Annotated in this window: 28 protein-coding genes; 17 read left to right on the plus strand and 11 right to left on the minus strand. The window is 72.1% G+C overall.

Translation table 11 applies throughout. The annotated features are described in order from the left end of the window. Nucleotide 1: 1 nt before the first annotated feature. The 4 genes from M8542_RS20025 (at nucleotide 2) to M8542_RS20040 (ending at nucleotide 2,702) form a co-directional block, all read left to right on the plus strand. The gene (locus M8542_RS20025) at nucleotides 2-1,372 is read left to right on the plus strand and encodes an acyclic terpene utilization AtuA family protein (RefSeq protein ID WP_257921729.1); all 1,371 of its coding nucleotides are present in this window, start codon (nucleotides 2-4) and stop codon (nucleotides 1,370-1,372) included. Further along, nucleotides 1,365-1,688 (plus strand): DUF4387 domain-containing protein, encoded by a 324-nt coding sequence (locus M8542_RS20030; RefSeq protein ID WP_257921730.1) that lies wholly within the window; start codon nucleotides 1,365-1,367, stop codon nucleotides 1,686-1,688. The genes M8542_RS20025 and M8542_RS20030 overlap by 8 nt, the downstream gene beginning before the upstream one ends. Nucleotides 1,689-1,760: 72 nt before the next feature. Continuing rightward, entirely contained in the window at nucleotides 1,761-2,159 is a 399-nt protein-coding gene (locus M8542_RS20035; protein ID WP_257921731.1) for an STAS domain-containing protein, read from the plus strand. A gap of 84 nt (nucleotides 2,160-2,243) precedes the next feature. Beyond that, nucleotides 2,244-2,702 (plus strand): ATP-binding protein, encoded by a 459-nt coding sequence (locus M8542_RS20040; protein WP_257921732.1) that lies wholly within the window; start codon nucleotides 2,244-2,246, stop codon nucleotides 2,700-2,702. Nucleotides 2,703-2,708: 6 nt separating this feature from the next. Here M8542_RS20040 and M8542_RS20045 read toward each other — a convergent pair whose 3' ends face one another. Beyond that, the gene (locus M8542_RS20045; RefSeq protein WP_257921733.1) at nucleotides 2,709-3,449 is read right to left on the minus strand and encodes an ATP-binding protein; all 741 of its coding nucleotides are present in this window, start codon (nucleotides 3,447-3,449) and stop codon (nucleotides 2,709-2,711) included. A 230-nt stretch (nucleotides 3,450-3,679) separates the two neighbouring features. Here M8542_RS20045 and M8542_RS50380 point away from each other — a divergent pair, with 230 nt between their 5' ends. Continuing rightward, nucleotides 3,680-3,823 carry a hypothetical protein gene (locus M8542_RS50380; protein ID WP_257921829.1) on the plus strand — a complete coding sequence of 48 codons (144 nt, stop codon included), beginning with the start codon at nucleotides 3,680-3,682 and terminating at the stop codon, nucleotides 3,821-3,823. Between the two features lie 39 nt (nucleotides 3,824-3,862). On the opposite strand, the gene M8542_RS20055 is transcribed toward M8542_RS50380, so the two are convergent. Continuing rightward, on the minus strand, nucleotides 3,863-4,765 hold the full coding sequence (locus M8542_RS20055) for an SDR family oxidoreductase (RefSeq protein ID WP_257921734.1): 903 nt from the start codon (nucleotides 4,763-4,765) through the stop codon (nucleotides 3,863-3,865). A gap of 98 nt (nucleotides 4,766-4,863) precedes the next feature. Between M8542_RS20055 and M8542_RS20060 the strand changes: the two genes are divergently transcribed. After that, the gene (locus M8542_RS20060) at nucleotides 4,864-5,433 is read left to right on the plus strand and encodes a TetR family transcriptional regulator (protein WP_257921735.1); all 570 of its coding nucleotides are present in this window, start codon (nucleotides 4,864-4,866) and stop codon (nucleotides 5,431-5,433) included. Between the two features lie 413 nt (nucleotides 5,434-5,846). Here the strand turns inward: M8542_RS20060 and eno are convergent, their stop codons facing one another. Together eno and M8542_RS20070 are read right to left on the minus strand one after the other, a co-directional pair. Next, nucleotides 5,847-7,130: a phosphopyruvate hydratase gene (gene eno, locus M8542_RS20065; protein WP_257921736.1), complete on the minus strand. Its 1,284-nt coding sequence runs from the start codon at nucleotides 7,128-7,130 to the stop codon at nucleotides 5,847-5,849. Nucleotides 7,131-7,217: 87 nt separating this feature from the next. After that, the gene (locus tag M8542_RS20070; protein ID WP_257921737.1) at nucleotides 7,218-7,790 is read right to left on the minus strand and encodes a TetR/AcrR family transcriptional regulator; all 573 of its coding nucleotides are present in this window, start codon (nucleotides 7,788-7,790) and stop codon (nucleotides 7,218-7,220) included. Between the two features lie 107 nt (nucleotides 7,791-7,897). Here M8542_RS20070 and M8542_RS20075 point away from each other — a divergent pair, with 107 nt between their 5' ends. The 5 genes from M8542_RS20075 (at nucleotide 7,898) to M8542_RS20095 (ending at nucleotide 13,137) form a co-directional block, all read left to right on the plus strand. Then, nucleotides 7,898-8,854 (plus strand): hypothetical protein, encoded by a 957-nt coding sequence (locus M8542_RS20075; protein WP_257921738.1) that lies wholly within the window; start codon nucleotides 7,898-7,900, stop codon nucleotides 8,852-8,854. 33 nt (nucleotides 8,855-8,887) lie between these two features. Further along, a complete protein-coding gene (locus M8542_RS20080) occupies nucleotides 8,888-9,676 on the plus strand; it encodes an alpha/beta fold hydrolase (protein ID WP_257921739.1) in 789 nt (262 codons plus the stop codon). Nucleotides 9,677-9,772: 96 nt separating this feature from the next. Then, nucleotides 9,773-11,086, plus strand: coding sequence for an MFS transporter (locus tag M8542_RS20085; RefSeq protein WP_257921740.1), 1,314 nt, complete (start codon nucleotides 9,773-9,775; stop codon nucleotides 11,084-11,086). Then, the gene (locus M8542_RS20090; RefSeq protein ID WP_257921741.1) at nucleotides 11,083-11,787 is read left to right on the plus strand and encodes an SDR family NAD(P)-dependent oxidoreductase; all 705 of its coding nucleotides are present in this window, start codon (nucleotides 11,083-11,085) and stop codon (nucleotides 11,785-11,787) included. The genes M8542_RS20085 and M8542_RS20090 overlap by 4 nt, the downstream gene beginning before the upstream one ends. Before the next feature lie 12 nt (nucleotides 11,788-11,799). Then, on the plus strand, nucleotides 11,800-13,137 hold the full coding sequence (locus M8542_RS20095) for an amidase (RefSeq protein ID WP_257921742.1): 1,338 nt from the start codon (nucleotides 11,800-11,802) through the stop codon (nucleotides 13,135-13,137). A 5-nt stretch (nucleotides 13,138-13,142) separates the two neighbouring features. On the opposite strand, the gene M8542_RS20100 is transcribed toward M8542_RS20095, so the two are convergent. Then, nucleotides 13,143-13,877, minus strand: coding sequence for a FadR/GntR family transcriptional regulator (locus M8542_RS20100; protein ID WP_257921743.1), 735 nt, complete (start codon nucleotides 13,875-13,877; stop codon nucleotides 13,143-13,145). A gap of 56 nt (nucleotides 13,878-13,933) precedes the next feature. Between M8542_RS20100 and M8542_RS20105 the strand changes: the two genes are divergently transcribed. From M8542_RS20105 to M8542_RS20125, 5 genes are all read left to right on the plus strand, one after another. Continuing rightward, nucleotides 13,934-14,737: a polysaccharide deacetylase family protein gene (locus tag M8542_RS20105; RefSeq protein ID WP_257921744.1), complete on the plus strand. Its 804-nt coding sequence runs from the start codon at nucleotides 13,934-13,936 to the stop codon at nucleotides 14,735-14,737. Next, a complete protein-coding gene (locus M8542_RS20110) occupies nucleotides 14,734-15,408 on the plus strand; it encodes an SDR family NAD(P)-dependent oxidoreductase (protein ID WP_257921745.1) in 675 nt (224 codons plus the stop codon). The genes M8542_RS20105 and M8542_RS20110 overlap by 4 nt, the downstream gene beginning before the upstream one ends. Before the next feature lie 20 nt (nucleotides 15,409-15,428). Continuing rightward, a complete protein-coding gene (locus M8542_RS20115; RefSeq protein ID WP_257921746.1) occupies nucleotides 15,429-16,544 on the plus strand; it encodes a 3-isopropylmalate dehydrogenase in 1,116 nt (371 codons plus the stop codon). Nucleotides 16,545-16,546: 2 nt separating this feature from the next. Next, nucleotides 16,547-16,981 carry a hypothetical protein gene (locus M8542_RS20120; RefSeq protein ID WP_257921747.1) on the plus strand — a complete coding sequence of 145 codons (435 nt, stop codon included), beginning with the start codon at nucleotides 16,547-16,549 and terminating at the stop codon, nucleotides 16,979-16,981. Between the two features lie 82 nt (nucleotides 16,982-17,063). Continuing rightward, complete coding sequence (locus M8542_RS20125; RefSeq protein WP_257921748.1) at nucleotides 17,064-17,192, plus strand: hypothetical protein; 129 nt, start codon at nucleotides 17,064-17,066, stop codon at nucleotides 17,190-17,192. 41 nt (nucleotides 17,193-17,233) lie between these two features. Here M8542_RS20125 and M8542_RS20130 read toward each other — a convergent pair whose 3' ends face one another. From M8542_RS20130 to M8542_RS20155, 6 genes are all read right to left on the minus strand, one after another. Then, nucleotides 17,234-20,044 carry an AbfB domain-containing protein gene (locus tag M8542_RS20130; RefSeq protein ID WP_257921749.1) on the minus strand — a complete coding sequence of 937 codons (2,811 nt, stop codon included), beginning with the start codon at nucleotides 20,042-20,044 and terminating at the stop codon, nucleotides 17,234-17,236. Nucleotides 20,045-20,163: 119 nt separating this feature from the next. Then, on the minus strand, nucleotides 20,164-22,020 hold the full coding sequence (locus M8542_RS20135; protein WP_257921750.1) for an acetoacetate--CoA ligase: 1,857 nt from the start codon (nucleotides 22,018-22,020) through the stop codon (nucleotides 20,164-20,166). Further along, the gene (locus tag M8542_RS20140) at nucleotides 22,017-22,937 is read right to left on the minus strand and encodes a VOC family protein (RefSeq protein ID WP_257921751.1); all 921 of its coding nucleotides are present in this window, start codon (nucleotides 22,935-22,937) and stop codon (nucleotides 22,017-22,019) included. The genes M8542_RS20135 and M8542_RS20140 overlap by 4 nt, the downstream gene beginning before the upstream one ends. Nucleotides 22,938-22,954: 17 nt before the next feature. Next, complete coding sequence (locus tag M8542_RS20145) at nucleotides 22,955-24,148, minus strand: acyl-CoA dehydrogenase family protein (RefSeq protein WP_257921752.1); 1,194 nt, start codon at nucleotides 24,146-24,148, stop codon at nucleotides 22,955-22,957. A 24-nt stretch (nucleotides 24,149-24,172) separates the two neighbouring features. Next, entirely contained in the window at nucleotides 24,173-24,694 is a 522-nt protein-coding gene (locus M8542_RS20150; protein ID WP_257921753.1) for a flavin reductase family protein, read from the minus strand. Next, nucleotides 24,691-25,533 (minus strand): fumarylacetoacetate hydrolase family protein, encoded by an 843-nt coding sequence (locus M8542_RS20155; protein WP_257921754.1) that lies wholly within the window; start codon nucleotides 25,531-25,533, stop codon nucleotides 24,691-24,693. The genes M8542_RS20150 and M8542_RS20155 overlap by 4 nt, the downstream gene beginning before the upstream one ends. A gap of 103 nt (nucleotides 25,534-25,636) precedes the next feature. On the opposite strand from M8542_RS20155, the gene M8542_RS20160 reads away from it, so the two are divergent. Further along, nucleotides 25,637-26,326 carry a GntR family transcriptional regulator gene (locus M8542_RS20160; protein WP_257921755.1) on the plus strand — a complete coding sequence of 230 codons (690 nt, stop codon included), beginning with the start codon at nucleotides 25,637-25,639 and terminating at the stop codon, nucleotides 26,324-26,326. Nucleotides 26,327-26,359: the final 33 nt, after the last annotated feature.

The following is a 26,359-nucleotide window of genomic DNA, read 5'->3' on the forward strand; positions in this document are numbered from 1 at the left end:
CATGGAGAAAGTGCGCGTCCTGGCGCCGAGCGGGATGCTCGGCGCCGGCTGGGACCACGCGACGGTCGAGCGCGGCATCGCGCTGGGCGCCGACGTGATCAGCATCGACGGCGGGTCGACGGATTCCGGCCCCCACTACCTCGGCGCCGCGACGGCCAAGACGACGGCCAAAGCGGTGGCCCGCGACCTGCGCAGCCTGTTCACGGCCGCCGCGGCGGCCGGGATCCCGGTGATCGTGGGCTCCTGCGGCACGAGCGGGACCGACGCCGGCGTGGACTGGGTCGCCGGGATCGCCGCCGAAGTGCTGGCCGAGGCGGGCCTGGACCTCAGGATCGCGCGGATCTACAGCGAGCAGAACGCCGCCCACCTCAAGGAAGCGCTCGACGCGGGCCGCGTGCACCCGTTGCCGCCCTTGGGGGAACTCGACGCGGAGACCTTGGAGAGCTGCACGCACATCGTCGGCGCGATGGGGCACGAGCCGATCGTCGAAGCGTTGCGCGGTGGCGCCCAGGTCGTGCTCGCCGGTCGCGCCACCGACACGGCGGTGGCCGCCGCCTACCCGCTGATGATGGGCATGCCGGCCGGGCCGACGTGGCACGCGGCCAAGATCATCGAGTGCGGTGGCCAGTGCACCGACAACCCGCGCGCCGGCGGTGTCCTGGCCACCATCGACGCCGGCGGCTTCACCATCGAGCCGCTCGACCCCGCGGTGGCGTGCACGCCGATCCTGGTGGCCGCGCACATGCTGTACGAGACCGCGGACCCGTTCGAGATGCGCGAGCCCGACGGCACCCTCGACGTCCGCGACGCCGAATACGTCGCCGTCGACGACCGGATCGTGCGCGTCGAGGGCTCGAAGTTCCACGTCGCCGCCCAGTACACGACCAAGCTCGAGGGCGCGCGGATCACCGGCTACGAAACCATGGCGTTCTCGGCGATCCGCGACCCGCTGGTGCTGGCCGGCATCGACGACTGGGCCGCGCTGATGCGGACGCTCATCACGCAGCGGGTGGGCCAGACCCTCGGGCTGGCCGACGACGAATACGCGTTCGATCTCCGGCTGTACGGCCACAACGCGGTGCTGGGCGAGCTGGAACCCGAAACCGGGCCGCCGCGCGAAGTCGGGGTGATGCTGCTGGTCAACGCGCCCGACCAGGCGACCGCGACGGCGGTGGCCAAGATCGCCAACCCGCTGTTGCTGCACCTGCCGACCGCGGCGATGGACTACTTGCCGAGCTTCGCGTTCGCGACCTCCCCGGCGGAGGTCGAGCGCGGCGCGGCCTACGAGTTCGTGCTCAACCACGTCGTCGACTGCGCGCCACTGGACCTGGTCCGGATCGAGTTCGGCACGGAAGGGAAGACCCATGCCTGAGCTGACCTTGGCGGACCTCGCCCTCGAGGTCCGATCGAAGAACGCGGGCCCGTTCTGGGTGACGATGGAGCTTTTCCTGCGTGACGGGCGCGCTTACCGGATCGCGGCGGACGAGAAGTTCCTCGACGAGCGCGTCATCGCGGCGCTCTACCGCGTGGCGGCGGACACGGTCCGGATCTTCCGGATCCCGTCGCTCAACGTCGTGAAGATCTCGTTCCCGCGGCCGGTCAGCCAGGGTTCGCTGCGTGACCGGGACGTGCACGCGGGGCAGCACCACGTGCCGCTCGCCGGTCTGGTCGTCCCGCCGGGCGCGTGACGAACCCGCGCGCCGGCTGCTTCACTGGAGGGGCGCACCGAGGTGCCGATCCCGGACGGGAGAGGAGCGACCATGTCCTCCGAGCGGCGTGTCCCCACCGGCAGCCCGCGGCAAGAAGCGGCGAAGATCCTCTCCGTGGAGCGGACCGAGCCGCGGCCGGGGTTGCTCGTCATCAGCGCGGCGGGGGAGATCGACGCCGTTTCGGTCCGGCTGCTGCAGCGCGCGACCTGGCAGGACCTGGCCCCGGTCACGGTGCTGGACCTGTCCCGGGTCACCTACCTCGGCGCGGCCGGCCTGCGGGCGCTCGGCCAGGCGTCCGAGCGAGCTGAGGCCGAGGGCCGGCGGCTGTGCCTCGTCTCGCCGCCCCACCCGGTTTCGGCCGTGCTGCTGACGTTCTGGCGCGACGAGCGGGTGAGCCGCCACCCGACGCTCGCCGAAGCGCTGCGGGCCCACCCGGTCGGCTGCGACTGAACGGGGGGCTTCCGGTGACGGCGGGTGCCGGAGCAGACTGGTGCGCATGCTGCCGGCCCCGCCGGCCGGACCCGGGAAGCCCGCGTGACCGCTTCGGGTCCGGGCGAGCGTTCCGTGTTCACGATCGACCGTGACACGCTCCCGCCGCTCAGCGCGCTCCGGCGGTGGATCGCCCGCGCGCTGCCCGACCTGGGTGCGAGTCACCTGTGGGCGGTGCAGCTGGTGGTCACCGAGCTGGCCACGAACGCCTTCGAGCACGGGGCCGGCCCGGTGGAGGTCGCCGTGTCCGCCACCCGGCAGCCGTGCTCGGCGTTGCTGGAAGTCCACGACGCCGGCGAAGGACGTCCGGTGGCCGGGACGCCGTCGTCGACGAGCCGCCGGGGCCGCGGGCTGGCGCTGGTGGCCGATCTCGCGCGGACGTGGGGCGTGCGCCCCGCGGAGCCGGGAAAGACGGTGTGGGCGTGGATCGGCTGCGGTACCGGCGCCGTCGAACCCTGCGTGGTGCGCGAAGAGCCGATCCTGATGGACCCGGAACCGTGCTGAGCTCGGTCAGTTCGGCTGTTCGCTGGTGACGACGGCCCAGACGACCTTGCCGCCGGACCACCGCGGGCTGCTGCCCCACGTGTCGGCGGAGCGCGCGACGATGTGCAAGCCGAGCCCGGCGGCGGTGGGCCGGGTGCGGGGGAGCAGCACGGCCGGGCGCGGGTCGTCGTCGAGCACGGCGATCGTCAGCCGGCCCCGCCGCAGGTCCAGCCGTAGCGTGGCCGCGGACGTGGTGTGCTGGACCACGTTCGCCGCGAGCTCGCCCGCGACGAGGATGCCGTCGTAGACGAACTGCGGGACTTCCCACCGCGTGCACGCCTCGCGCACGGCGGCGCGGGCCACCGCGGAGGCGTCCAGGCTGCGGGGGAGCACGACCTCGGTGCGCTGCCGGGACGGGCGCAGCAGGGCGCGTTCCGCGCTGCGGACGTTCTCGCCGATCGCGACCTGCCGGTGGACACCGTGCTCCCGCAACGCCTGCGCCTGGTCCCCGGCGCCGGCGGCCAGCGCGAGCGGGATGCCCGGCCACGTCCCGAGCCGGCGGGCCACCAGCCCGAACACCCCGACCGGCGCGACGTCGCCGAGGTCGAGGCCGCCGATGCCGGCGATCACGGCTTCTGGTTCGTCCGCGGCGATCTCCAGCAGGCCGTCGCGCAGCTGCCGGTAGCTGCCCAGGTGCAGGCCGCCGGTCACGGTGACCAGGGTGTAGTCCGGCTGCTGGGCCACGTCGAGGTCGAGCGCGCCTCGCATGTGTCTCCTCGGGTGGGAAGCGGTGCTGTCCCGGCACCGCAACGCTAGAACCCGGCTCCGGAATGCGGTAGGCCTCATCAGGTGCGGCCGGACGTCTCGAACGAGACACGGAGTGACCACGACGACCGCCCGGTCGTCCTGGCGTGGCCTGCCACGGCCACTTCACTGCGCACCGTCATCAGCCCGAGCAGGTACGTCGAGCCACGTCGCCAGCGGCGGCGGTGGAGAAGGTGATCGAGGCGAACACGCTGCTTTCGGGCCTGGGCTTCGAATCCGGCGGCCCGGCGGCGGCGCACGAGATCCACAATGGACTGACGGCGGCCGCGGCGAGGCGAAGCTGCCGGAGCCGCGGTTCCACGTCGGGCACCGAGTGAGGGCCTCCGGGTGTCGCATCGAGGCCCTCACTCACCGAGTCAGGACGTCTTGGCGCCGTACGCGCCGGCGGCCAGGTCCTCCAGCAGCGTGGGCCCGGTGGGCGTCCAGCCGAGCAGCTCGCGGGTCCGGACGCTCGTCGCCGCGAGGTCCATGCCGAAGAACCCGCCGATCCAGCCGTAGTGCGCCTGGACGTCCTCGGCCGCGATCGACGCGACCGGCAGGTCGAACGCGCGCCCGATGGCCTCGGCGATCGCACGGGTCGGCACCCCTTCTTCGGCGACGGCGTGCAGGCGGCTGCCCGCGGGCGCCTTCTCCAGGCCGAGCGTGACGAGGCGGGCCGCGTCGGAGCGGTGGACCGCGGCCCAGCGGTGGGTGCCGTCGCCCGGGTAGCCGGAAACGCCCTTCTCGCGGGCGATCGCCGACAGCACCGCGATGAACCCGTGGTCGCCGGCGCCGTGGACGGTCGGCGAGAACCGGAGGCTCACCGGGTGCACACCACGGTCGGCGAACTCGAGGGCGAGGTTTTCGCTGCCACCGCGGGCCGAGTCCGGGCCGTGGAACGGCGCCGGGTCGGCTTCGGTGGCGGGCCGTCCCTGGGCGAGCCCGGCGACGCCCGAGGCCAGCAGGAACGGCCGGCCGGAGCCGGCGAGCGCGTCGCCAATGGTCTGGACCGCGGCCCGCTCGGCGGCGTTCGACGCGGCCATGTTCCCGAAGTCGTGCTTGTTCGCCAGGTGGATGACGGCGTCGGCGGCCTCGGCGCCGGCGCGGATGCCGTCGAGGTCGTCGAGGTCGCCGCGGCGCACCTGGGCGCCCTTGGCCTCGACAGCGGCGGCGGACGCGTCGGAGCGGGCCAGCCCGGTGACGTCGTGGCCGGCGGCGAGCAGGTCGTCGACGACGGCGGAGCCGATCCAGCCGGAGGCTCCGGTGACGAAAACGCGCATGGGGGTGATCTCCTCAAAGTATGTCAGTGACTGACGTCGGTGACTGACATCAACCGTACGCCCGAAGTCAGTCGCTGTCATCACTTAGACTCGACGGCATGGTGCGTTGGGAACCGGGAACCCCGGAGCGGCTGCAGCGGGCGGCCCTGGAGCTGTTCGCGACTCGCGGCTTCGAAGAGACGACCGCGGCGGAGATCGCGCAGTCCGTCGGCCTGACCGAGCGCACGTTCTTCCGCCACTTCGCTGACAAGCGCGAAGCCCTGTTCCACGGTCAGGAGCTGTTCGTCCGGGCATTCGTGGCCGGAGTGGAGGCCGCGTCGCCGACGGCGTCGCCGATCGAGGTGGTGGCGGCCGCACTGGCCTCGGCGGCGGAGTTCTTCCCGGACGAGCGCCGGTCCCATTCGCGGGTGCGCCAGTCGGTGATCGGCCGGAACCCGGCGTTGCAGGAGCGCGAGGTGCACAAGATGGCGAGCCTCGCCGCGGCTTTGGCGGACGCGTTCCGCGCACGCGGGGTGGCCGACCCGGCGGCGACTTTGGCCGCGGAGTCGGGGGTCACGGTGTTCGCGGTCGCGTTCGTCCAGTGGCTGCGGGAGGGGGAGGAACGGTCGTTGGGCGAGATCGCGACCGAGGTGCTCGGCGAGCTGCGCGCGCTGACCTCGGCCGTGTGAATGGCGGCGGCCGCGGCTGCTCGGCGTTGTGGGCGTGGGCTGGGCGAGATGGCCGGCTTCGCCGGGGCTTTGCGTGTGCGTGGAGCCGCCGATCTCTCAGCTCGGCGAGCTGCGTGCGCTGACCTCGGCCGCATGAACGCCAGCGGCCGCGCCTACCGATTGCAGGAAGTCTCGCCGGTTGGTGCTCGGGCGGAGCCCGGCGTCGTGGGCGTGCGGACTCTGCAAGAGGGCCGGCTTTCGTCGCGGCGAGCGGAGCCGCCGATCCCTCTCCGTCGGGCGCGAAGAACGGTCGTTGGGCGAGATCGCGACCGAGGTGCTCGGTGAGTTGCGCGCGCTGACCTCGGCCGCATGAACACCAACGGCCGCGCCCGCGAGGTCTCCCTCGCCGACGCGGCCGCGTACTTCACGAAACCTCAGCGGCTCCCGCGCAGGGTCGCGCGCCCCGCGTACCGCGCCTCGGCGCCCAGCTCCTCCTCGATGCGGATGAGCTGGTTGTACTTGGCGGTGCGGTCGGACCGGGACAGCGAACCCGTCTTGATCTGGCCGCAGCCGGTGGCCACCGCCAGGTCCGCGATCGTCGTGTCCTCGGTTTCGCCCGAGCGGTGCGACATCACCGCCGAGTAGCCCGCCTTGTGTGCGGTGTCGACGGTCAGCAGCGTCTCGGTGAGCGTGCCGATCTGGTTGACCTTGATCAGGATCGAGTTCGCGATGCCGCGCTCGATGCCGTCGCGCAGCAACGCCACGTTGGTGCAGAAGACGTCGTCGCCGACCAGTTGGACGCGGTTGCCGATGGTGTCCGTGAGCTGCTTCCAGCCGTCGTAGTCGTCCTGGGCGAGGCCGTCTTCGATGGAGACGATCGGGAAGCGGGTGGTCAGCTCGGCGAGGTAGGCGACGTGCTCCTCGACGCTGCGCTTGCGGCCCTCGCCGCGGTAGTCGTAGACGCCGTCCGCGTAGAACTCCGACGCCGCCGGGTCGAGCAGCAGCGCGATGTCCTCGCCCGGGGTGTAGCCGCTGTCCTCGATCGCGCGGACGACGAACTCGAGCGCCTCGTCGGCCGAGGCGAGGTTGGGCGCGAAACCGCCTTCGTCGCCGACGTTCGTGCCGTGCCCGGCCTTCCGCAGCGACGCGCGCAGCGTGTGGAAGACCTCGGAGCCCATCCGCACGGCCTCGGCGAAGGTCTCGGCGCCGACCGGGCCGATCATGAACTCCTGGAAGTCGATCGGGTTGTCGGCGTGCGCGCCGCCGTTGACGATGTTCATCATCGGCATCGGCAGCTGGTGGGCGAACACCCCGCCGACGTAGCGGTACAGCGGCAACGTGTTGGCCGCGGCGGCCGCCTTCGCGACGGCCAGCGAAATCCCGAGCGTGGCGTTGGCCCCGACCCGCGCCTTGTTCGCGGTCCCGTCCGCGGCGATCAGCGCGGCGTCGACCTCGGACTGCGCTTCGGCCTCCAGCCCGACGACCGCGTCGGCGAGCTCGGTGTTCACCGCGGTGACCGCCTTGCGCACGCCTTTGCCGTGGTAGCGCGCCTTGTCGCCGTCGCGCAGCTCGACGGCCTCCCGCGTGCCGGTCGAGGCGCCCGACGGGACGGCGGCCCGCCCGAGCGAGCCGTCGGCCAGCACGACGTCCACCTCGACGGTCGGGTTCCCCCGGCTGTCGAGCACCTCACGACCGCGCACACGGGCGATTGCCGTCATCTCAGCTCCTCGTAAGTCGTCCCCAGGGGCGCCGGCGGGCGCCGTCCCGCGAGCGAGGCTAGCAGAGAGTGTCTGAATCGATCCCGGCTAATTTTCGTGGCCGGTTGATGGCTTTCCGGCGAACAGCGTGTGGACCGCCGACGGGATGGCGGCGACGGACCCGGGGCCGCGGATCGCGGTCTGCAGGAGGTAACCGGGGAGCACGCACAGCAGCACGTCCACCAGGGCGCCGGCGTGCTCCGCTGGCCCGGTCAGCGCCGCGGCCGCCGCCTCGAACGACTTCCGCAGGTGCTCGGCCAGCGCCGGGTTGCGGAGGGCCTCCGACCAGACGAGCAGGGCGATCGCGGCGAAGCCGTCCTCCGCGTGACGGGCGGACAGGAACTCCAGCGTCGCCGCCACGGCCTCGCCGGGACCGGCCGCGGTGCGCGCCGACTCGCGGACGATCGCGACGACGTCGCGGAGGTTCTCCTCGGCGATGGCGACGATCATCGCGTCCTTGCCGGGGAAGTAGCGGTACACCGCCCCGGAGGAGACGCCGGCCTCGCGCACGAGGTCCTGCATCGACGTCTCGTGGAAGCCGTCACGCAGGAAGCAGCGGCGCGCGGCGGCCAGGATGTGCGCGCGCCGCTCGTCCCGGTACTGGTCGGAGATCTTGGGCACCGGCCGAGGGTAACAAAAAACACGAACGTTCGCGTTTGACAGCCCGGCCTGGTCGGAGGCACGGTGAAGAAGGAAAGCGAACGTTCATGCGCGGAAATGCCCGATCGATGACACCTGCCCTGTCCACCGTCGCGGAGTTCCCCGAGCACTCCTTCCTCGAGAACCTCGCGGTGCGCCACGACGACTCGCTGCTCGTCACGTCGCTCAACGCGAAGCAGCTGTGGTTCGTCCCGGCCGGGGGTGCGGCGCCGTTCGTGCTGCACACCTACGACCACCTGGTCACCGCGGTCGTCGAGACCGAGCCGGACGTCTTCCACGTCGCGCTGACCGACGGCTACACCACGCACGAGTCGCACCTGAGCCGCGTCGACCTGCGGGGCTGGGTGCCGGGGGAGACCGAACCGCCGATCGAGACCGTGCTGACCTTCGACGACCGCGTCCGCGCGCTGAACGGCGCGTGCCTGGTGGCGCCGGGCGTCCTGCTGGTCGCCGACTGCTTCGCCGGACTCATCTGGCGGGTCGACCTGCCGTCGGGGACGGCCGACGTCTGGCTCGCGCACGCGTCGATGGCGCACGACCCGCTGAGCACGCTGAAGCCGCCGCAGCCGGGCGTCAACGGCGTCCGGTACGCGGCGAGCACGGGCCACCTCTACTACACCTCGACCGCGCAGAAGCTCTTCATGCGTGTCCCGGTCGACCCGGTGACCCACACGCCGGCGGGCGCGCCCGAGCACGTCGGCGGCGGCTCCATGGCCGACGACTTCTGCCTCGACGAGGACGCGGGAGTCGCTTACGTGACCACGCATCGCGAGAACACGATCGACCGCGTGCCGCTGGATCCCGGCTCGGCCGAGCGGCCCCGGACGGTGCTCGGTGACCCGCTGGACCTGCGGCTGCTGGGGCCGTCGAGCATGGCGTGGAGCCGCCGCCGGGCGGGTGTCGCCTACGTCACGACCGACGGCGGGACGACCGCGCCACCGCCGGACGGCCGGGTGCGCCCGGCGAAGGTGCTCCGGCTCGAACTGTTCGAGCAGACCGAAGCATTGCCCCACGATCAACGGTAGGATTGTGCAACAATCTCGCGAAGGGTGGCACGCATGCAGAGCGACGGAGTCCGGGTCCACGGCGCATCGGGGCAGCCGGTGCTGCTCCTGCCCGGCGGCGCCGAGGCGTGCGACGGCTTCTTCCCCGGGCTCGTCGAAGGCCTGGCCGACTGCCGGGTGATCGTCCACGACCGCCCCGGCACGGGCACTTCGGCCGTCGACGGCACCTTGGCCGGCGCGGCGGATCACCTGAGCGACCTGATCGACCGGCTCGGCTGCGGCCCGGTCGTCGTGGTCGGGCAGAGCCTCGGCGGCGCGGTGGGCGTGCTGCTGGCCCGGGCCCACCCGGAGCAGGTCGCGGGCCTCGTCCTGCTCGACCCGACGATCGTCAACGACCCCCGCACGTGTGCGCTCCTGGAGCGGATGACGCGGGTGCTCGGCGCGCTCGCGTCGGTGCCCGGGGTGCGTGGGGTGCTCACGCGGCTGCTTCGCGCGTCGATCGTCCGGTCGACGCGGAAGCAGCACCTGCGGCCGGACTGCGAGGCGGCCCAGCTGAAGATGGCGGACATCGACATCCCGCAGCTGGCCCGCGCGGTTCGCGGCATCACCGAGGTGTCCCGCGGGCTTCGGGAGCCGGACCTGCCCCGTGTCCCGGCGGTGGTGGTGACGGCGGACCGCAAGCCGGCCACGGCGATGCGCCGGGGCCACGAGCGCCTCGCGACGGCGTTCGGCGGGCGGGTCGTGTCCTGGCCGGGCGCGACGCACGGGGTGCACCTGGACCACCCCGACGAGACCCTGGCCACGGTCCGCGAGCTGGTCGGGCAGGTGAACGCGAAGGCCTGACGCGCCCTCGTCCGAACTCGGGTCTGGACGCGGGCGCGAGTTCGACCTACTGTCTTTGGTCTGACCAGTAGCTAGGTGGACAGCTGAGAGGTGCCCGTGACCAGAGTCGGAGCAGCGTCGCCCGCGTCGGACACCCTGGCCGCGCCCAGCGCGCGGCGGGCCGTGCTGGCCGGCGGGATCGGCAACTTCATCGAATGGTTCGACTACGGCGTCTACGCCGCGCTCAGCCCGGTCATCGCGTCGTTGTTCTTCCCCGGTGGCAACAGCGTCGCGGCGACGCTGTCGACCTTCGCCGTGTTCGGGGTCGGGTTCGTCGTGCGGCCCCTGGGTGGGCTCTTCTTCGGGCAGCTCGGTGACCGGCGGGGCCGCCGGACCGCGCTGGGGCTCGCGCTCATCCTGATTTCGCTCAGTACCGCCTGCATGGGGCTGCTCCCGACGTTCGCGAGCGCCGGCGTCGCCGCGCCGTTGCTGCTGCTCCTGCTCCGGCTGATCCAGGGGTTCTCCGCCGGCGGCGAGTTCACCGGGTCCGCCACGATGATGGTCGAAAACGCACAGACCGGGCGCCGCGGCTGGATCTCCAGCTGGCAGCAGTTCAGCGTCATCACCGGGACGCTGGCCGGCGTCCTCATCGTCACCGCGATCACCGACCTCGGCTCGAGCGACCTGCTGGAGAGCTGGGGCTGGCGGATCCCGTTCCTGGTCGCGCTGCCACTCGGCGCGGTCGGCTTCTACATCCGCTTCCGGATGGAGGACACCCCGCACTTCGAGGCCCTGCGCAGCACCGGCGACGTCGCGGAGAAGCCGACGCGCGAAGCCGTCCGCACCCAGCGCCGCGCGATGGTGATCGCGTTCTTCTACACCGCGCTGCCCAACATCGGCTTCTACACGTTCCTGACCTACACCCCGACGTTCCTGCGCAACGAAGCCGGGCTGAGCCTCGGCAAGGCCTACCTCGTCAACGTCGTCGGCACGGTCCTCTACGCCCTGTTCACCCTCGTGGTGGGCCGGCTGTCGGATCGCTTCGGCCGCCGCCCGATCCTGATCACGCACGCCGTCGCGTTCTTCGTCTCCGCGATCCCGATCTACCTGCTGCTCTCGAGCGGCTCGTTCCTGGTGGCGCTGGTCGTCCAGCTGCCCGCGATGCTGATCATGTCCTGCTACTCCGGCCCCGGCACGGCCGGCATCACCGAGCTGTTCCCGACCCGCCTGCGGTACTCCGCGATGGCGTTGCCCTACAACCTCAGTTCCGCGATCTTCGGCGGCACCGCGCCGTTCATCGCGACCGCGCTGATCGCCTGGCTGGGCACGCCGATCGCGCCCGCGTTCTGGGCGATGCTCGCGGCGATCCCGACGTTCGTCGTGTACGTCCGCATGCGCGAGACCGCCTTCAGCGAACTGCAGGACCGATGAGCGACCGGCTCGCCGCGATCGTCACCGGCTCCTCCTCGGGCATCGGCCGCGCCTGCGCCGCCGAACTCGCGCGCTGCGGGTGGGACGTCGTGACCCACGGGCTCGAGGGAGCGGAGACCGTCACCGGTGACATGGCCGATCCCGCGACGGCCACCGCGCTCGTCGCGGCCGCCGAACAGCGGTTCGGCCGGCTCGACGGCGTGGTCAGCAACGCGGGCGCCGGCCTGACGAAGCCGTTCGCCGACCTCGACGACGAGAACTGGCGTCAGCTGTACGAGGTGCACCTCGCGGCCGCGGCGCGGCTGCTCCGGGCGGCCCGGCCGTTGCTCGCCGTCCGCGGCGGCGCGGTGGTGGCCATGTCGAGCCTGGCCGCGGGCCACGCGCTCGACGGCCGGGCGGCCTACGGCGCGGTCAAAGCCGGGCTCGAAGGACTGGTCCGGCAGGTGGCCGCCGAGTGGGCGCCGCAGGGGATCCGCGTCAACGCCGTCGCGCCGGGCACGATCCGGACCCCGTTGGTGGAGCGCAACTTCGCCCGCGGCCTGCTCGACGAGCAAGCCGTGCTGAGCCGGACACCGATGGGCCGGCTGGGGGACCCGGGCGAGATCGCCACCGTCGTCCGGTTCCTGCTGTCGGCGGATTCTTCTTATGTCACCGGCCAAACGCTCGCCGTCGACGGCGGCTGGTCGATCTTCGGCGGTTGAGGGAGGGACGACATGACAGTGGTGCCCGACGTCGGGTGCGTGCCCACGGTGCGCGCGAGCCTGGACCGGATCCGCGAGCGCGACCCGGCCCTGCGCGCGTTCCTCGCGGTGTGCGAAGACCAGGCGATGGCGGACGCGCGAGCGCTCGACGACTCGGGGGAGCGGGCCGGCTCGATGCACGGGATCCCGTTCTCCGTCAAGGACACCTACGCGACGGCCGGGGTGCGCACCACCTACGGGTCCGCCGTCTTCGCCGACAACGTCCCCACTCGGGACGCCCCGGTGGTGGCCCGGATCCGCCGGGCGGGCGGCGTGCTGGTGGGGAAGACGAACACCCCCGAGTTCGCGATCTACATCCGCACCCTCAACGAGCTCCAGCCCGAGACGGTGAACCCGTGGGACCCGGCGCGGATCTGCGGCGGGTCCAGCGGCGGGGCGGCCGCCTCCGTCGCCGCGGGCCTCACCCCGGTCGCCCTCGGCAGCGACGGCGGCGGCTCGGTCCGCATCCCTGCCGCGTTGTGCGGGGTGGTCGGGCTCAAGCCGTCGCGGGGCGCGGTGTCCGCCGGCGGCGGGTTCATCGGCACCCGGCGGTTCTCCGTCCCCGGCCCGCTGGCGTTGCGTGTCTCGGACGCGCGGGCGATGTGGGAAGCGATGCGGGGCAAGGAAAGCAGCGAGCGCGACACCCTCGAGTTCGTCGATCGCGACACCGTGTCCGCAGGCCCGTGGCGGCTGCGCTGGGTCCCGGACAGCGGCCGCGCCGCCGACAGCGCCGTCGTCGGCGTGGTCCGCTCGGCGCTCGGCCGCCTGGCCACGCTCGACGGCTTCGACGTCGAGGACAGCACGCTCAGCTTGGAGACGCCGCGCTTCGCCGAACCCTTCTACGACGCGATGATGGCGGACCGGCTGTCGACCGGCGGCGACCGGATGCTCGCCCAGGCGCGCGAACTCCTGGCGCCCTACACCCGGCATCACCTGGAGCGGGCTTCGACGATCAGCGGCGCGGCGTATTCCGAGTCGCTCGGCCGGGGCGACGCGGCCGCCGACCACCTCGACGCGCTGCTGCACGACGTCGACTTCCTCGTCACGCCCACCACCGGCGTGATCGCGCCGGAAGGCGCGAGTGGGCCGAGCGACGCGCTACCCGAGGACGCGCGCCGCGAGCTGGTCGCGTACACGTTCCTCGCCAACTACACCGGCTATCCGGCCATCACGGTGCCCTGCGGCCTCGAATCGGGCATGCCGGTGGGGCTGCAGGTGCTCGGCCGGCCCGGCTCGGAAGACCGGCTGCTCGACGTCGCCGAAGCCGTGCAGCAGCACGTGTACGCGCCGCGGCTCGCGCCATGGCCGTGACGCGCCTACGGCAGCAACGCGGCGAGCCGGGCGCGCTGGTCCGCGCCGAGCAGCGACGCGTAGCCGTCGTACAGGGTCTGGCCGGCGAGCCGGGCGGCCGTCTCGCCGTCGCCGTCGGTGATCGCCGCGAGGATGCGCCGGTGCTCGGCGATGAAGCTGTCGCGCGCGGCCGGGTTTCCGGTGTCCGGGTCGACCGCGCCGGCGACCATGTCGAGCGTCGCGTCCTGGATCACCTGGCTGACCACGGCCAGCAGGCGGTTGCCCGCCGCTTCGCGCACGACGTCGTGGAAGCTGTTGTCCGCGGCCGCGAACGCGGCGGCGTCTTCGGCGCGTTCCATCGCGCCGATCGCTTCGGCCATCGAGGCCAGCTGCTCGTCGGTGCGGAAGCGCGCCGCCAGCTTGTTCGCCGCCGCGCCGGCGATCATCCGGTACTGGATGATCTCGAACACCGGCACGCCTTCCAGCTTCACCGCGCCGCGCAGCATGCGGGTGAGGCCCGGGGTCACTGTGCCGCACACCTCCGGCCCGGTCCGGCTGCCGGAGCTGGTGCGCACCAGGCCCATGCTTTCCAGGATCCGCAACGCCTCGCGGATCGTGGAGCGGCCGACGCCGAAGTTCTCGACGAGCGTGCGCTCGGGCGGCAGGAAGTCGCCGGGGGCGTAGTCGCCGGCGTAGATCGCCTCTTCGATCTGGGCGACCACCGCTTCGAAGGCGCGGGTTTTGCCGACCGGCGTGAACATACTGACAACCTAGCATCTGTTCAGACCAGTACCCGCGAAGTTCAGGAGTCCCGCCGATGACGACGCCCGTCCTGCTCACCTTCGACATGGACGCCGAGCTGCTCTGGACCGCCCGCGACCCGGCCGGCGCCGACAAGCCGGTCTGGGTTTCGCAAGGCCACTACGGCCCGAACGTCGGGTTGCCCCGGATCCTCGCCCTGCTGAAGCGCTACGACATCGGCGCGACGTTCTTCGTGCCCGGTCAGGTCGTCGAGCGGTACCCGGCGGCGATCGAGTCGATCCTCGACGCGGGGTTCGTCATCGAGCACCACAGCCACACCCACACCTGGTCGGACAACCTCGGCCGGGAGCAGGAGGCCGAGGAGTTCGGTCTGGCCGCGGCCGCGATCGTCAAGGCGACCGGGCGCGAGCCGAAGGGCTGGCGCTCACCGGCGGCCGAGCTGACCCCGCATTCGGTGTCGCTGATGGAAGAGCACGGGATGATCTTTTCCTCGAACCTCTTCGACAGTGACTCCGTCCACCTGCTCGAAGACCGCGGCCGCGTGACGGACATCGTCGAGATCCCGTTCGCCTGGCCGCTGGTCGACACGCCGGTGTTCATGTACACCAACCGCGTCACCGGCCGGGTCATGTCCGCGCCGTCGGCGGTGCTGGAGACGTGGACCCGCGAGTTCGACGGTCTGTCCCGGGAAGAGGGCACGCACTTCATGCTCGGCACGCACCCGCAGTTCATCGGCCGGCCGTCGCGGTTGTGGGTGCTGGAACAGGTGATCGAGCACGCGCTCGAGTCGGGCCGCGCGGAGTTCCTCTCCTGCGCCGACTACGCCGAGCGCGTCCGGCCCGGGCTGCTCGCCGCGTGAGCGCCGTCGTGACCGGCGGCGCGAGCGGGATCGGCGCCGCCGTCGTCGCCCGGCTGCGGGCGGGCGGCCGGGAAGTCGTGGTCGCGGACCTGCACCCGGCGTCCGGTCCCGCCGTCGACGTCACGGACGAGGCGTCGGTGCGGGCGCTGGCCGACCGGCTGACCGAAGTGGACCTGCTGGTGCACTGCGCGGGCACGGTCGCCGTCGGGGCGGTCGACACGGCCTCCGAGCACGACTGGGACCGGGCGTTCGCGGTGAACGTCAAGGCGGTCTGGTCGGTCAGCCGCGTGTTGCTGCCGTTGATGGGCCCGGGAGCCGCGATCGTGGTGGTCGCCTCCGCCGCGGGCTTGCGACCGATCGCCGAAATGGCGGCGTACGTGGCCTCCAAGTCCGCCGCGGTCGGGCTCGCGAAGTCGATGGCGCTCGACCTCGCGCCCCGCGGCATCCGCGTCAACTGCGTGTGCCCCGGACTCGTCGACACGCCGATGGCGCGCGCGGCCCAGCGCGACCGTTCCCCGGCCGCACGCGACGGTGTCAACGCGCGGCAGGGTTACCTGATCAGCCGCGACGGCACGGCCGACGAGCTGGCGGAAGCCATCGTGCTGGCCGGCACCAACGGCTACCTCGCCGGCGCGACCATCGCGGTCGACGGCGGCCGTTCCCTGCACTGAACCGGCGAAGGAGAAACGACATGCACGACCTCGGCGTCATCGAAGGCGACGGGATCGGCCCCGAAGTCACCGCCGCGGCCCTCGAAGTGGTGTCCGCGGCGGCCGAGCGGTTCGGCTTCGAGTTCACCGCCACGCACCACGACCTGGGCGCCGACCACTACCTGGAGACCGGGGTGGCGCTGTCCGCCGGCGACGTCGAACGGCTGAGGACGCACGACGCGCTCCTGCTCGGCGCGGTCGGCGATCCCCGCGTGCCGCCGGGTGTCCTGGAGCGCGGGCTGATCGTGGCGCTGCGCGTCGCGTTCCGGCAGTCGGTGAACCTGCGGCCCGCGCGGCTCTACCCGGGTGTCACGAGCCCGGTCGCCGGGGTGACGCCGGAGAACTGCGATCTGGTGATCGTCCGGGAGAACACCGAAGGTCTCTACGCGGGCGGCGGGTCGACGGTGCACGGCGGCACCCCGAACGCGACGGCGGTGCAGACGTCGGTGACCACGGCGGCGGCGACCCGCGAGTGCGTCGAGTTCGCGTTCCGGCTCGCGGCCGCCCGCCGCAAGCGGCTGACGTTGTGCCACAAGACGAACATCCTGGTCGAGGCGGGCCGGCTGTGGGAGCGCGTCGTCGAGGAGGTCGGGGCGGACTACCCGGACGTCGAGCGCGACTACGTGCACGCCGACGCGATGTGCCTGCACCTCCCGCTGAACCCCGGGCGGTTCGACGTGGTGGTCACGGACAACCTGTTCGGCGACATCGTCAGCGACCTCGCCGCCACGGTGATCGGCGGCCTGGGCGTGGCGGCGGGTTCGAACTTCAACCCCCGCGGCACGGCGCCGAGCATGTTCGAACCCATCCACGGCTCGGCCCCGGACATCGCGGGCCGAGGCTGGGCCAACCCGGCGGCGGCGATCTTTTCCGCGGCACTGTGTCTGGCCTCCCTCGGCGAACGCTCCGCGGCATTGGCGTGCGAGGCCGCGACGGTGAGCGTGCTGGCGGAGCTGCCGGCCCTGGCGGGGTCGGACATGGGGGTTTCGACGGCGGAAATCGGCCGGCGCGTGGCGGAGCGCGTCGCGACCACGAGCCCGGACGACGAGGGCCGGTCGCTGATGTCGGCGCTGGCGGCGCTGGCGCCCGTCCGGTGAGCATGGACGACTTCCTCGAGCACGCCAGCCGCGCCTACGGCGATCTCCGGAAACCCGGCTACGCGTTCTTCGAGGAGGCGCTCCGCACCCGGCCGTGGGAGCCGCTGGTCGAGCGGCTGCGGCAGGTCATGCGGGTCGAGGATTGGACCGACCGCGAGGACGACGTCAGCTTCTCCTACGTCCTCGACCGCAGCCGGCACTCCGAGGCGTGGCTCCTGTGGCTTTCGGCCGTGGGCCCGTTCGCGCTGCTGGTGCACGCGCCCGCGCCCGCGGCCGAACCGATGGCGCGATCCGGGGTGATCACCGGCGTCCGGCTCCTGAGCGCCGAGGAGGTCGAGACGACGGTCGACTTCGCGCCGGCCGGCGGCCGGTTTCCCGCGTCGCTGTTTGTGCTGCTCTTCGGCGATTCCGACGTCCCATGGTGGCACGCGCACTGATCCACCGGGAGTGCTCTTGGCCACTGTTCGAAGCGGCGGCACCCGGGTATTCGCGAGACTGGAAGCAGTCGAAAGGACCGCCGTGATCGAGAACCCGAAGCCCCGCCTCGTCGCGAACCCCAACCGCACCCAGGTGCGGACCGAAGCGGACCTGCACCGGGAAGCCCCGCCCGCGAACCCCGTGGTCGAGCCGGTGCCCGAGAAGCACTGAAGCCGGCCCGGTGTGGACAGTCCACACCGGACCGGCTCCGCTCACGGGGCCCAGGGCGCCGCGACCGTCCAGCTGCTGTCCGCCGTCACCGTCTGGGGCCGGTCGGAACCCGTTCCGCCACCGGAAGCGATGTAGACGGCGGAATCGAAGTGGCGCAGGAACGCGCCCGCGATGTTGAGCGACTCGAACGTCACGCCGGTGCCGCCCAGGCCCGGCCGCGTGCAGAACGTCGCGTCCGCGTGCATCAACGCCGACCCGTCGTCGACCGAGTTGCGGCCGCGTCCGTCCTGGTGGCGCAGGAACTGCCCGGGGTAGTTCACCGACTCGAACGAGTAGCACGACGACTCGCCCAGCCCGCGCCGCACCGTGTACGTCGCGTCCTGCTTGAGCAACGCGCTGCTGCCGCTGTTCACGACCTCGGTGTAGGCGAGGCCGCCCGCGTGCCGCAGGTACCGGTCGGTGTAGCCCCACGTCGTCACCCGCAGCGACTGCCGCGCGTTCACCGCCAGGGGCACCGAACTCCGCCACAGCGCCGGCGCCGAGACGTCCCACGTCGCGTCGGCGGCGAAGCTCGTCGCGGTGTCCCACGGGTTCGGGCCGCCGCTCACGGCCAGATACACGGTTTCGTCGTAGTGCCGCAGGTACCGCCCCGGCAGGTTCAGCGACTCGAACGACGTCCCGCCGGCGGCGAGGCCCGGCCGGTCGCACCAGGTGGCGTCCGCGGCGAACGTGCCGCCGGTGTCGCTGTCGATCCGGACGCGGTTGTCGGCGTGGCGCAGGAACTTCCCGGGGAAGTTCACCGACTCGAACGAGAAGCACCGCGGGTTCGCCAGGCCCGCGACGGCCCGGAACGAGCCGTCCTGCCGCGGTCCGTCGGCGCTGCCCGTGGTCAGCACGTCGGTGCGGGCGAAGGAGTCCGCGTGCCGCAGGTACCGGTCGGTGTACCCGGGCGTGGTCACCCGGAACGACCGGATGTGCCCGAGCGTCAGCGGCACCGCGGCGTTCAGGTTCTTCGAGGCGTTGATCAGGTCGGTGTGCGCCGCGCGGACCAGCGCGGTGTCGACCTTCTGCACCCGCCGGTCGTAGGTGAACAGCCCGTTGTACTCGCCTTCGACGTCGGTCAGCTCGGTGTAGACGAACGCCGAGAGGCCCTTGGTGGTCATCAGCTGCCGGGCGTCCCGGATCATGCCGGTGTAGCGGTCGTTCAGCTGCGCGGCGCTCGCCATCTGCTCGTAGGCGAAGAACTTGCCGGTGGGGCTGTACTCGTGCCCGGGGTTGCGCAGGCCGAGCCCGCCGAACTCGCCCAGCACCGAGACCCGCGCCCCGGCCGGCCGTGGTGCGTCCGGCCCGGTGTACACGTGCCAGTCGATGATGTCCCCGGTGCCCGGATCACCCTTCGACGCGCAGCAGTTGAACCCGCTGTGCGCGTCGACCAGCCGCGTCGGGTCCTGGTTCTTGATGTTCGTGGTGACGCGCCTGGTCTCGGCGAGGTTCCACTCGCCCCAGCCCTCGTTGAACGGCACGTACGTGATGACGGCGGGGGAGAAGCGGTGCTCGTCGACGATCTCGCGTGCTTCGGTCTCGAACTCGGCGATCTGCGCGGGCGTGCGGTCGGCGTTCGCGTTCGGGGTCGACGGGATGTCCTGCCACACCAGCAACCCCAGCTTGTCGGCCCAGTAGTACCAGCGAGCCGGCTCGACCTTGATGTGCTTGCGGACCATGGTGAAGCCCAGGTCCTTGTGCTTCTGCAGGTCCGAGGCCAGCGCGGCGTCGGTCGGCGCGGTGTACAGGCCGTCGGGCCAGAAGCCCTGGTCCAGCGTGCCGACCTGGAACACGAACTCGCCGTTGAGCGTCGGGCGCAGCACGCCGTTGACGTTCTTCGTGCCGACCTCGCGCATGCCGAAGTAGCTGATCACCTGGTCGACCGTCGTGCCCGCCGCGTCGCGCAGCGACACGCGCAGGTCGTAGAGGAACGGGTCGTCGGGCGACCACCGCCGCGCGTTCGGCACCGGCACCGAGAACTCGGTGAAGCCGCCGGCGGCGCTGCCGACGACGGCGCCGCCGGTCATCGACTCGGCGAAAACGGAGTAGCCGCTGACGTCTCCGCGGCCGAACACCCGCACCCGCGCGGTGTTGTCGGCCAGGTTCGGGCGGATGTCGACGGAGTAGATCGACGACGGCGCGGTCGGCTCGAGCCAGACGGTCTGCCAGATGCCCGAAGTCGGCGTGTAGAAGATGTCCGACGGGGTGGTGGCCTGCTTGCCGACCGGCTGCTTCTCGTCGCGGCCGTTCGTCGGGTCGTAGACGCGCACGACGATCTCGTTCGCGCCGCCGTTCAGCCGCGCGGTGATGTCGGCTTCGAACCGGTCGTAGCCGCCCTTGTGCGAGGCGACCTGGACGCCGTTGACCCACACGGTGGCCTCGTAGTCGACGGCGCCGAAGTGCAGCTGCACGTGCCGGCCGGCCCAGGCCGCCGGCACGGTGAAGGTGCGGCGGTAGAACATCAGGTCGCGGTTGTCGTTGCGCATGATGCCCGACAACGCGGATTCGACCGGGTAGGGGACCAGGATGCGCTCGGGCAGCGTCTGCCCGAGTGGCGGCGCGGCGTAGCGGTCGACGCTGCCGTTCGCGCCGGTGGCGGGGTTGAGGAACTCCCACTCACCGTTGAGCGACTGCCAGTCGGGCCGCGTCAGCTGCGGCCTCGGGTACTCGGGCAGCGGGTTCGTGGTGCTGACCTGCGAGGTCCACGGCGTGGACAACGGCGGTGGCTTGGGCGCCACGGCGGCGTTCGCCGCGGGCGCCACGGAAACCACCGAAAACAACGCGAGAACCAGGACGACGAAACGGCGCATCGGACTCCCCTTCGCAACGCGCACGGAACCGCGCAACCGAACATAACACGGAACATGGACAAACGGAACAGAGCAGAATTCACCAGACAATCAACACGCGAACGCCTGGCTGCCCCTGTTCACGCCCGAACACCGCTGGCGGTTGAGTCCACGGCCCGGAAGGCGGCCACCGCCGCGTGGTCGCTGATCGCGTCCGGGGCGATGACCTCCTCGGGCGGGCGGCCGAGGAGGATCTGCTTGATCGGCTTCTCCAGCTTCTTGCCGGTCAGCGTCCGGGGCACCGCCGGGACCGCTTCGATCCGGTCCGGGACGTGCCTCGGCGAGAGCTGCTCGCGCAGCGCTTGCCGGATCCGCTGCCGCAACGGGTCGTCGAGGCCGGCCGGGGCGACGACGAACAGCAGCAGCCGGCCCGGTCCGCCTTCGCCGTCTTCCAGGTGCACCACCAGGGAGTCCTCGACGCCGGGCAGCTCCTCGACGACGGCGTAGAACTCGGCCGTGCCCAGCCGGACGCCGCCGCGGTTGAGCGTGGCGTCCGAACGACCGGAGATCACGAAGCCGCCTTCTGGCGTCTTGGTCACCCAGTCACCGTGCCGCCAGACGCCCGGGTAGGTGTCGAAGTAGGCGGCGCGGTAGCGGCGGTGCCCGGGGTCGTTCCAGAACCCCACCGGCATCGACGGCATCGGCCGCCGCACGACCAGCTCGCCGACCGAGCCGGCGACCTCCTGCCCGGCCGGGTCGAACGCCGTGACGTCGACACCCAGGCACGGCGCGGTCAGCTCGCCCCGCCGCGGTGGCACCCACGGGTTCCCGGCCACGAACGCCGAGCAGATGTCGGTCCCGCCCGACATCGAGTTCACCGGGACCCCGAGCCGCTCGGTCGCCCAGTCGAACCCCTCCGCGGGCAGCGGCGACCCCGTGACACCCAGCGTCCGCAGCTCCGGCAGGTGCCCGGGCGAGACACCGGCCGCCCGGCACGCCATCAGGTACGACGGGCTGGTGCCGACCAGCGTCGCGCCCGCGGCCAGCCGCCACTGCTCCCCGAGGTCCGGGTACAGCGGGTTCCCGTCGGTGAGCACGATCGCCGCCCGGCGCAGCAGGCCGGAGACAAGCACGTTCCACATCATCCAGGCCGTCGTGGTGTGCCACAGGAGCCGGTCGCCCGGCCGGGTGTCCAGGTGGAACGCGTGCGCCTTCAGGTGTTCCAGCAGGATGCCGCCGTGGCCGTGCACGATCGCCTTCGGCAGCCCGGTCGTCCCCGAGGAGAACAGCACGTACAGCGGATGGTCGAACGGCACGCGCTCGAACCCCGGCTCCGGCGCCGAGCCGAGCAGCTCGGGCCACCCGACATCTGAGTCCACTGTGTACTGTCCATACGGGACGCCGACGACGTGCCGCACCGACGGCAGCCCGGCCCGGATCGCGGCGACGTCGGCGCTCTTGTCAATTTCCTTGGCGCCGTAGGTGTAGCCGCCGACGGCCAGCAGCACCGCCGGCTCGATCTGCGCGAACCGGTCGACGACGCTGCGCGCCCCGAACTCCGGCGCGCACGAAGCCCACACCGCGCCGAGCGACGCGCACGCCAGGAACGCCACCAGCGTCTCCGGGATGTTCGGCAGGTACGCCACCACGCGGTCGCCCCGGCCGACGCCCAGCCGCCGCAGCCCCGCGCGAACCCGGGCGACCTGGTCGGCCAGCTCGCCGAAGGTCAGCGACGCCGGCGAGCGCGTCTGCGAGTGGGCGAGCACGGCGAGCTGATCGGCAGTCCCGTCCAGCATGTGCTCGGCGTAGTTCAGCTCCGCGCCCGGAAACCACTGCGCGCCGGGCATCTCCGGGGAGCCGAGGACGCGGTCGTAGGTCCCGCGGACCTGGAAGTGGTCCCAGACCCTCGCCCAGAACCCTTCGAGGTCGGTCACCGACCAGCGCCACAGCTGTGCGTAGGAGGCGAAGCCGCGGCCGAAGACGTCCAGCTCGCTCATGCGCCGTCGTGGGCGTCGGTCATCAGGTCCGCCAGGTCCTCCGGGGCCAGGAACGACGGCGGGGGCGGCGGGCCCCACGCGTAGAGGCTCTTCTCGCCGGCGACCACGCGCGGCTCCCAGAGCTGGTCCTCGAGGATGCAGTCGATGTCGGAGTAGTACTCGGAGAAGTTGCCCGCCGGGTCGCGCAGGTACCAGAAGAAGTTCGAGCCGATGTAGTGCCGGCCCAGGCCCCAGGTGTGCCGCTCCGGGTGGCCTTCGAGCATCGCGGTGGCGCCGCGGCCGACCTCGTCGACGTCGTCGACCTCCCACGACGTGTGGTGCAGGAAGCTCACCGGCGCCTGCTGCACCAGCACGTTGTGGTGGTCGGTGGAGCAACGCATGAACGCGGCCAGTCCCGGCGCCTCGTCGCTGACCTTGAACCCGAGGCCTTCGGTGAAGAACCGCTGGGTCGCGGCCTGGTCGGTCGAGCCGAACACGACGTGCCCGAGCTTGCGCGGCCGCACCGCCGGCTCGCGGTCGATGCCGGGCGCCCGGGTGTTGGCCCGCTGGATCGAACCGGGACCGTTGTAGGCCACCGGTTCCGGCGGCTCCTGCTTCAGCCGTGGCGCGACCGAGACGACGACGTCGAGCCCGGTGCTCGGGTCCTTTGTGTACAGTGCCGCGCCTTCGATGCGGCTTTCGACGTCGAGGCGGGCCAGGGACGCGGTGATCCGGCCGAGGTCGTCCGGGTCGTCGGCGCCGATGCCGAGGGTGAGCAGCCGGCGCTGCTTGCTCCGGCGCAGTTCGAGCTGTTCGCCGCCGTCGGCGGTGGCGAACCCGGACGCGGTCGGCGTCAGGCCGAACTCGGTGTAGTACTTGGCCGTCGCGTCGACGTCCGGGACGCCGATGGCGATCTTGGTGAGGCGGTGCAGGCTCATGACGGGGTTCCTCCGGGTCAGATGAGCGGGGTGATCTGGTCGTCGCGCCCGAGCAGGGCCTTGCCGTAGACCTCGTAGTTGACCGCGGGCAGCACGATCGCGTGCCGCGCGGCGACCGCGGAATCGCGCCAGATCCGCTGCAGCGGGTTGACCTCGGCGAAGCTGCCCGCGCCGTGTGCCGAGAGCAGGATGTCGATGGCCCGGGTGATGTTCTCGACGGCCCAGCCGGTGTCGGCGCGGGTCCGGGCGCGGGTTTCGAGATCGGGGTAGGCGCCGGCCGACGCGGTATCGATGTCGTCGGCCGCGCGGTAGGCGTGCAGGTGGGCGGTGTCGATCCGCATCGCGGCTTCGGCCAGCTGGAGCTGGAAGGCGACGGACTCCGCCTGGGTCGCGTAGTTCGTGTAGGAGATCGCCTTGCGGGCGGCCTTCTCCTTGACGATCTTCAGCGCCTTGCGGCCGAGGCCGAGCTGCGGGCCGGCCAGCACCAGCGTGAGCACCGGGACGAGCGCGGCCCGGAACAGGTCCTCCTCGGGCTCGCCGTTCGCGTACTGCCCGGCGATCGACGGCGGCACGGACATCACCCGGTGCTCGGGCACGAAGACGTCGTCGGCGATCAGGCAGTTGGAGCCCGACGAGCGCATCCCGGCGACGAACCAGGTGTCCTCGAAGCCGAGGTCGGTGCGGGGGACCAGGGCCATGCCCTGGTCGACGACCTCGCCGCGCTCGTCGGTCAGCGGGATGCCGAGGCCGGCCCAGTCGGCGTGCCACGAGCCGGAGTTGTAGTACCAGCGCCCGGTGACCCGCCAGCCACCGTCTGCTTTGGTCGTTTCGGCGGTCGGGGAGAGCACGCCCGACACCTTGGCGTCGGGGTTCGCGCCCCAGACGTCGTCCTGGGCCTGGACGCTGAAGAGCCCGGCGAGCCAGGCGCAGACGTTGCTCAGCGCGACGACCCAGGCGGTGCCGCCGTCGGCTTCGGCGACCGCGGCCGAGACGTCGAGCATCGCGCGGACCGGGAGGCCGTAGCCGCCGTAGCGGCGGGGCTGGGCGATCTTGAACGCGCCGGCCTCGGTCAGCGCGGCGATGCTCTCTTCGACGACCCGCCGGTCGGCTTCGCCCCGGGCGGCGTTCTTCTCCAGCAGCGGCTGGATGTCGGCGATCCGGGCGAGGACCTGGTCGAGGGTGGGCGTGGGCTGTTCGGTCGCGAGGGTCATGACGGCGGTGTCCTTCCAAGCGGGTCAGCGGGCGCAGGCGGCGATCTGGTCGGTGATGAGCGGGCGGGGCCGCTCGGCGTAGCGGGAGTGGGTGCCGAAGGTGCGGTGGGCGTACACCAGCGGCGGCAGCTCGGTCCGGCCGAGTGCGGTGACCAGGCCGAACAGCAGGAGGTGGTCGCCGGCCTCGACGACGCGGTCCAGGTCGCACGCGACCCAGCCGGCGGCGTCGCGGAGCCGGGGCAGGCCGTCGTCGGTGAACCAGGCCGTCTCGCCGCCGAACCGGTCGGCGCCGCGGGTGGCGAACCGGACGGCGAGGTCGTCCTGGCCCTGGCCGAGCAGGTTCACGCCGAACCGGCCCGTGTCGAGGATCTCGGCCAGCAGCGCCGATCGCCGGTCGAAGGCGACGCTCACCAGGGGCGGGTCGAGCGAGAGCGAGGTGAACGAGCTGACGGTCGCGCCGTGCGGGCCGGCGGTGGTGACGATCGTGACCGGGGCGCAGACCGCGGCCATCACCGCACGGAACCGGGTTCCGTCCACGGTGGTCATGACGGGTCCGTGAACCGGTGGCGCATCGAGCCGATGCCCTCGATCGTGGTGACGAGCTCGTCGCCGGCGGCGAGGAACCGCTGCGGGCTGCGGGCCTGGCCGACGCCCGACGGCGTGCCGGTGAAGATCACGTCGCCGGGCCGCAGGGGCAGGATCGCCGAGAGCCGCGCGACCAGCTCGGGCACCGAGAAGATGAGGTCGTTGGTGCGGCCCTTCTGCACGGCTTCGCCGTTGACCTCCGAGCTCAGCGCGAGGTTGTCGCGGTCGGCGAACTCGTCCGGCGTGACCAGCCACGGCCCGGTCGGCCCGAAGCCGGGCGCGGACTTGCCGAGGCTGAACTGCGGGGCCGGACCGGCCAGCTGCACCGTCCGGTCGGAGAGGTCCTGGCCGGCGGTCAGCCCGGCGACGTGCGCCCAGCCGCGTTCGGCGGGCACGTTGCGCGCCTCGCGGCCGATGACGGCAACGAGCTCGACCTCCCAGTCCACAGTGGACCCGGTGAGTGTGATTTCGCCGGTGGGGCCGGTCAGGCAGCTCGGGAACTTCGTGAACACGGCGGGGGAGTCCGGCAGTCCGAGCCCGGACTCGGCAGCGTGTTCGCGGTAGTTCAGCCCGACCCCGAAGACCTGGGCCGGGGTGGGGGAGGGCGCACGCAGGTCACCTTCGTCGAATGCCTCGGCGTCGGCGGTCGGCGCTTCGGCGGCCCAGGCGGTGAACTCGTCCCAGCGGGCGTAGACGGTGTGGGGGTCGGCGGCGAAGCGCTGCCCACTGGCGCGCTCGACGTCGACGGCGCCGGCTTCGGTGAGGAGGACGAGCCGGCCGGCGAGGTTGGCGATCCGCATCGGAGTGCCTTTCGGTTGGGGTCCGAAGTCATACTCTGCCGTTGATATACGACTGTCAAGACAAGAATCGATTCTCTGACGAAGAGTGTGTTATCGTCTCGGCATGGCGAAGAGAGCGGGTGGCGAGAGCCTGGCCGTGTCGGTGTACCACCGGCTGCGATCGGCGATCCTCAACGGAGAACTGGCCCCGGGCGAGCGCGTCAAGCCCGCCGAGCTGAGCGCGGAGTTCGAGGTCAGCCTCAGCGTCGTGCGCGAGGCACTGGGCCTGCTCGCGGCGAAGGACCTCGTGCAGGTCGACCGCAACCGCGGGTTCCGGGTCACGCCGCTGTCGATGCGGGCGCTGACCGACCTGACCGAAGCCCGCGCGATCAACGAGGGCTCGGCCCTGCGGCTTTCGGTGACCCGAGGTGGTGTCACCTGGGAGTCGGAGGTGCTGGCCGCCCACCACCGGCTCGCGGGGCAGCCGATGATCCTGCCCGGATCGCCGGCCCGGCGGAACGAAGAGTGGGCCCGCGCGCACCTGGAGTTCCACCACGCGCTGATCAAGGCGTGCGGCAACGTCGTGCTGCTGGACATCTGCACCCGCCTCTCGGACGCGGCGGAGCTGTACCGCGCCTGGTCGGGCGTGGCCGGCGAGGAGCGCCACCGCGACGTCGCGGGCGAGCACCAGGGCCTGGTGGACGCGGCCCTGGCCCACGACGCCGACCTGGCCGTCGCCCGGTTCGAGGCGCACGTCAACCGCACCAAGGAGATCCTGATGGAGTCCAGCCTCAGCGCCGAGCCCGCGTCGTGACCCCGGCCGAGGTGGTCCCGCGCGAGTACCCCG

The organism is Amycolatopsis iheyensis (assembly GCF_024703995.1).
GTDB lineage: Bacteria > Actinomycetota > Actinomycetes > Mycobacteriales > Pseudonocardiaceae > Amycolatopsis > Amycolatopsis iheyensis.

Bases quoted from the DNA above. Each gene is read 5' to 3' on its own strand.
- M8542_RS20105 (WP_257921744.1), top strand. From the start codon at position 13,934: ATGACGACGCCCGTCCTGCTCACCTTCGACATGGACGCCGAGCTGCTC.
- M8542_RS20120 (WP_257921747.1), top strand. From the start codon at position 16,547: ATGGACGACTTCCTCGAGCACGCCAGCCGCGCCTACGGCGATCTCCGG.
- M8542_RS20080 (WP_257921739.1), top strand. From the start codon at position 8,888: ATGCAGAGCGACGGAGTCCGGGTCCACGGCGCATCGGGGCAGCCGGTG.
- M8542_RS20155 (WP_257921754.1), bottom strand. From the start codon at position 25,533: ATGCGGATCGCCAACCTCGCCGGCCGGCTCGTCCTCCTCACCGAAGCC.
- M8542_RS20055 (WP_257921734.1), bottom strand. From the start codon at position 4,765: ATGCGCGTTTTCGTCACCGGAGCCTCCGGCTGGATCGGCTCCGCCGTC.
- M8542_RS20160 (WP_257921755.1), top strand. From the start codon at position 25,637: ATGGCGAAGAGAGCGGGTGGCGAGAGCCTGGCCGTGTCGGTGTACCAC.
- M8542_RS20060 (WP_257921735.1), top strand. From the start codon at position 4,864: ATGGTGCGTTGGGAACCGGGAACCCCGGAGCGGCTGCAGCGGGCGGCC.
- M8542_RS20130 (WP_257921749.1), bottom strand. From the start codon at position 20,044: ATGCGCCGTTTCGTCGTCCTGGTTCTCGCGTTGTTTTCGGTGGTTTCC.
- M8542_RS20140 (WP_257921751.1), bottom strand. From the start codon at position 22,937: ATGAGCCTGCACCGCCTCACCAAGATCGCCATCGGCGTCCCGGACGTC.
- M8542_RS20025 (WP_257921729.1), top strand. From the start codon at position 2: ATGGAGAAAGTGCGCGTCCTGGCGCCGAGCGGGATGCTCGGCGCCGGC.
- M8542_RS20090 (WP_257921741.1), top strand. From the start codon at position 11,083: ATGAGCGACCGGCTCGCCGCGATCGTCACCGGCTCCTCCTCGGGCATC.
- M8542_RS20045 (WP_257921733.1), bottom strand. From the start codon at position 3,449: ATGCGAGGCGCGCTCGACCTCGACGTGGCCCAGCAGCCGGACTACACC.
- M8542_RS20095 (WP_257921742.1), top strand. From the start codon at position 11,800: ATGACAGTGGTGCCCGACGTCGGGTGCGTGCCCACGGTGCGCGCGAGC.
- eno (WP_257921736.1), bottom strand. From the start codon at position 7,130: ATGACGGCAATCGCCCGTGTGCGCGGTCGTGAGGTGCTCGACAGCCGG.
- M8542_RS20035 (WP_257921731.1), top strand. From the start codon at position 1,761: ATGTCCTCCGAGCGGCGTGTCCCCACCGGCAGCCCGCGGCAAGAAGCG.
- M8542_RS20145 (WP_257921752.1), bottom strand. From the start codon at position 24,148: ATGACCCTCGCGACCGAACAGCCCACGCCCACCCTCGACCAGGTCCTC.
- M8542_RS20135 (WP_257921750.1), bottom strand. From the start codon at position 22,020: ATGAGCGAGCTGGACGTCTTCGGCCGCGGCTTCGCCTCCTACGCACAG.
- M8542_RS20100 (WP_257921743.1), bottom strand. From the start codon at position 13,877: ATGTTCACGCCGGTCGGCAAAACCCGCGCCTTCGAAGCGGTGGTCGCC.
- M8542_RS20150 (WP_257921753.1), bottom strand. From the start codon at position 24,694: ATGACCACCGTGGACGGAACCCGGTTCCGTGCGGTGATGGCCGCGGTC.
- M8542_RS20115 (WP_257921746.1), top strand. From the start codon at position 15,429: ATGCACGACCTCGGCGTCATCGAAGGCGACGGGATCGGCCCCGAAGTC.
- M8542_RS20075 (WP_257921738.1), top strand. From the start codon at position 7,898: ATGACACCTGCCCTGTCCACCGTCGCGGAGTTCCCCGAGCACTCCTTC.
- M8542_RS20030 (WP_257921730.1), top strand. From the start codon at position 1,365: ATGCCTGAGCTGACCTTGGCGGACCTCGCCCTCGAGGTCCGATCGAAG.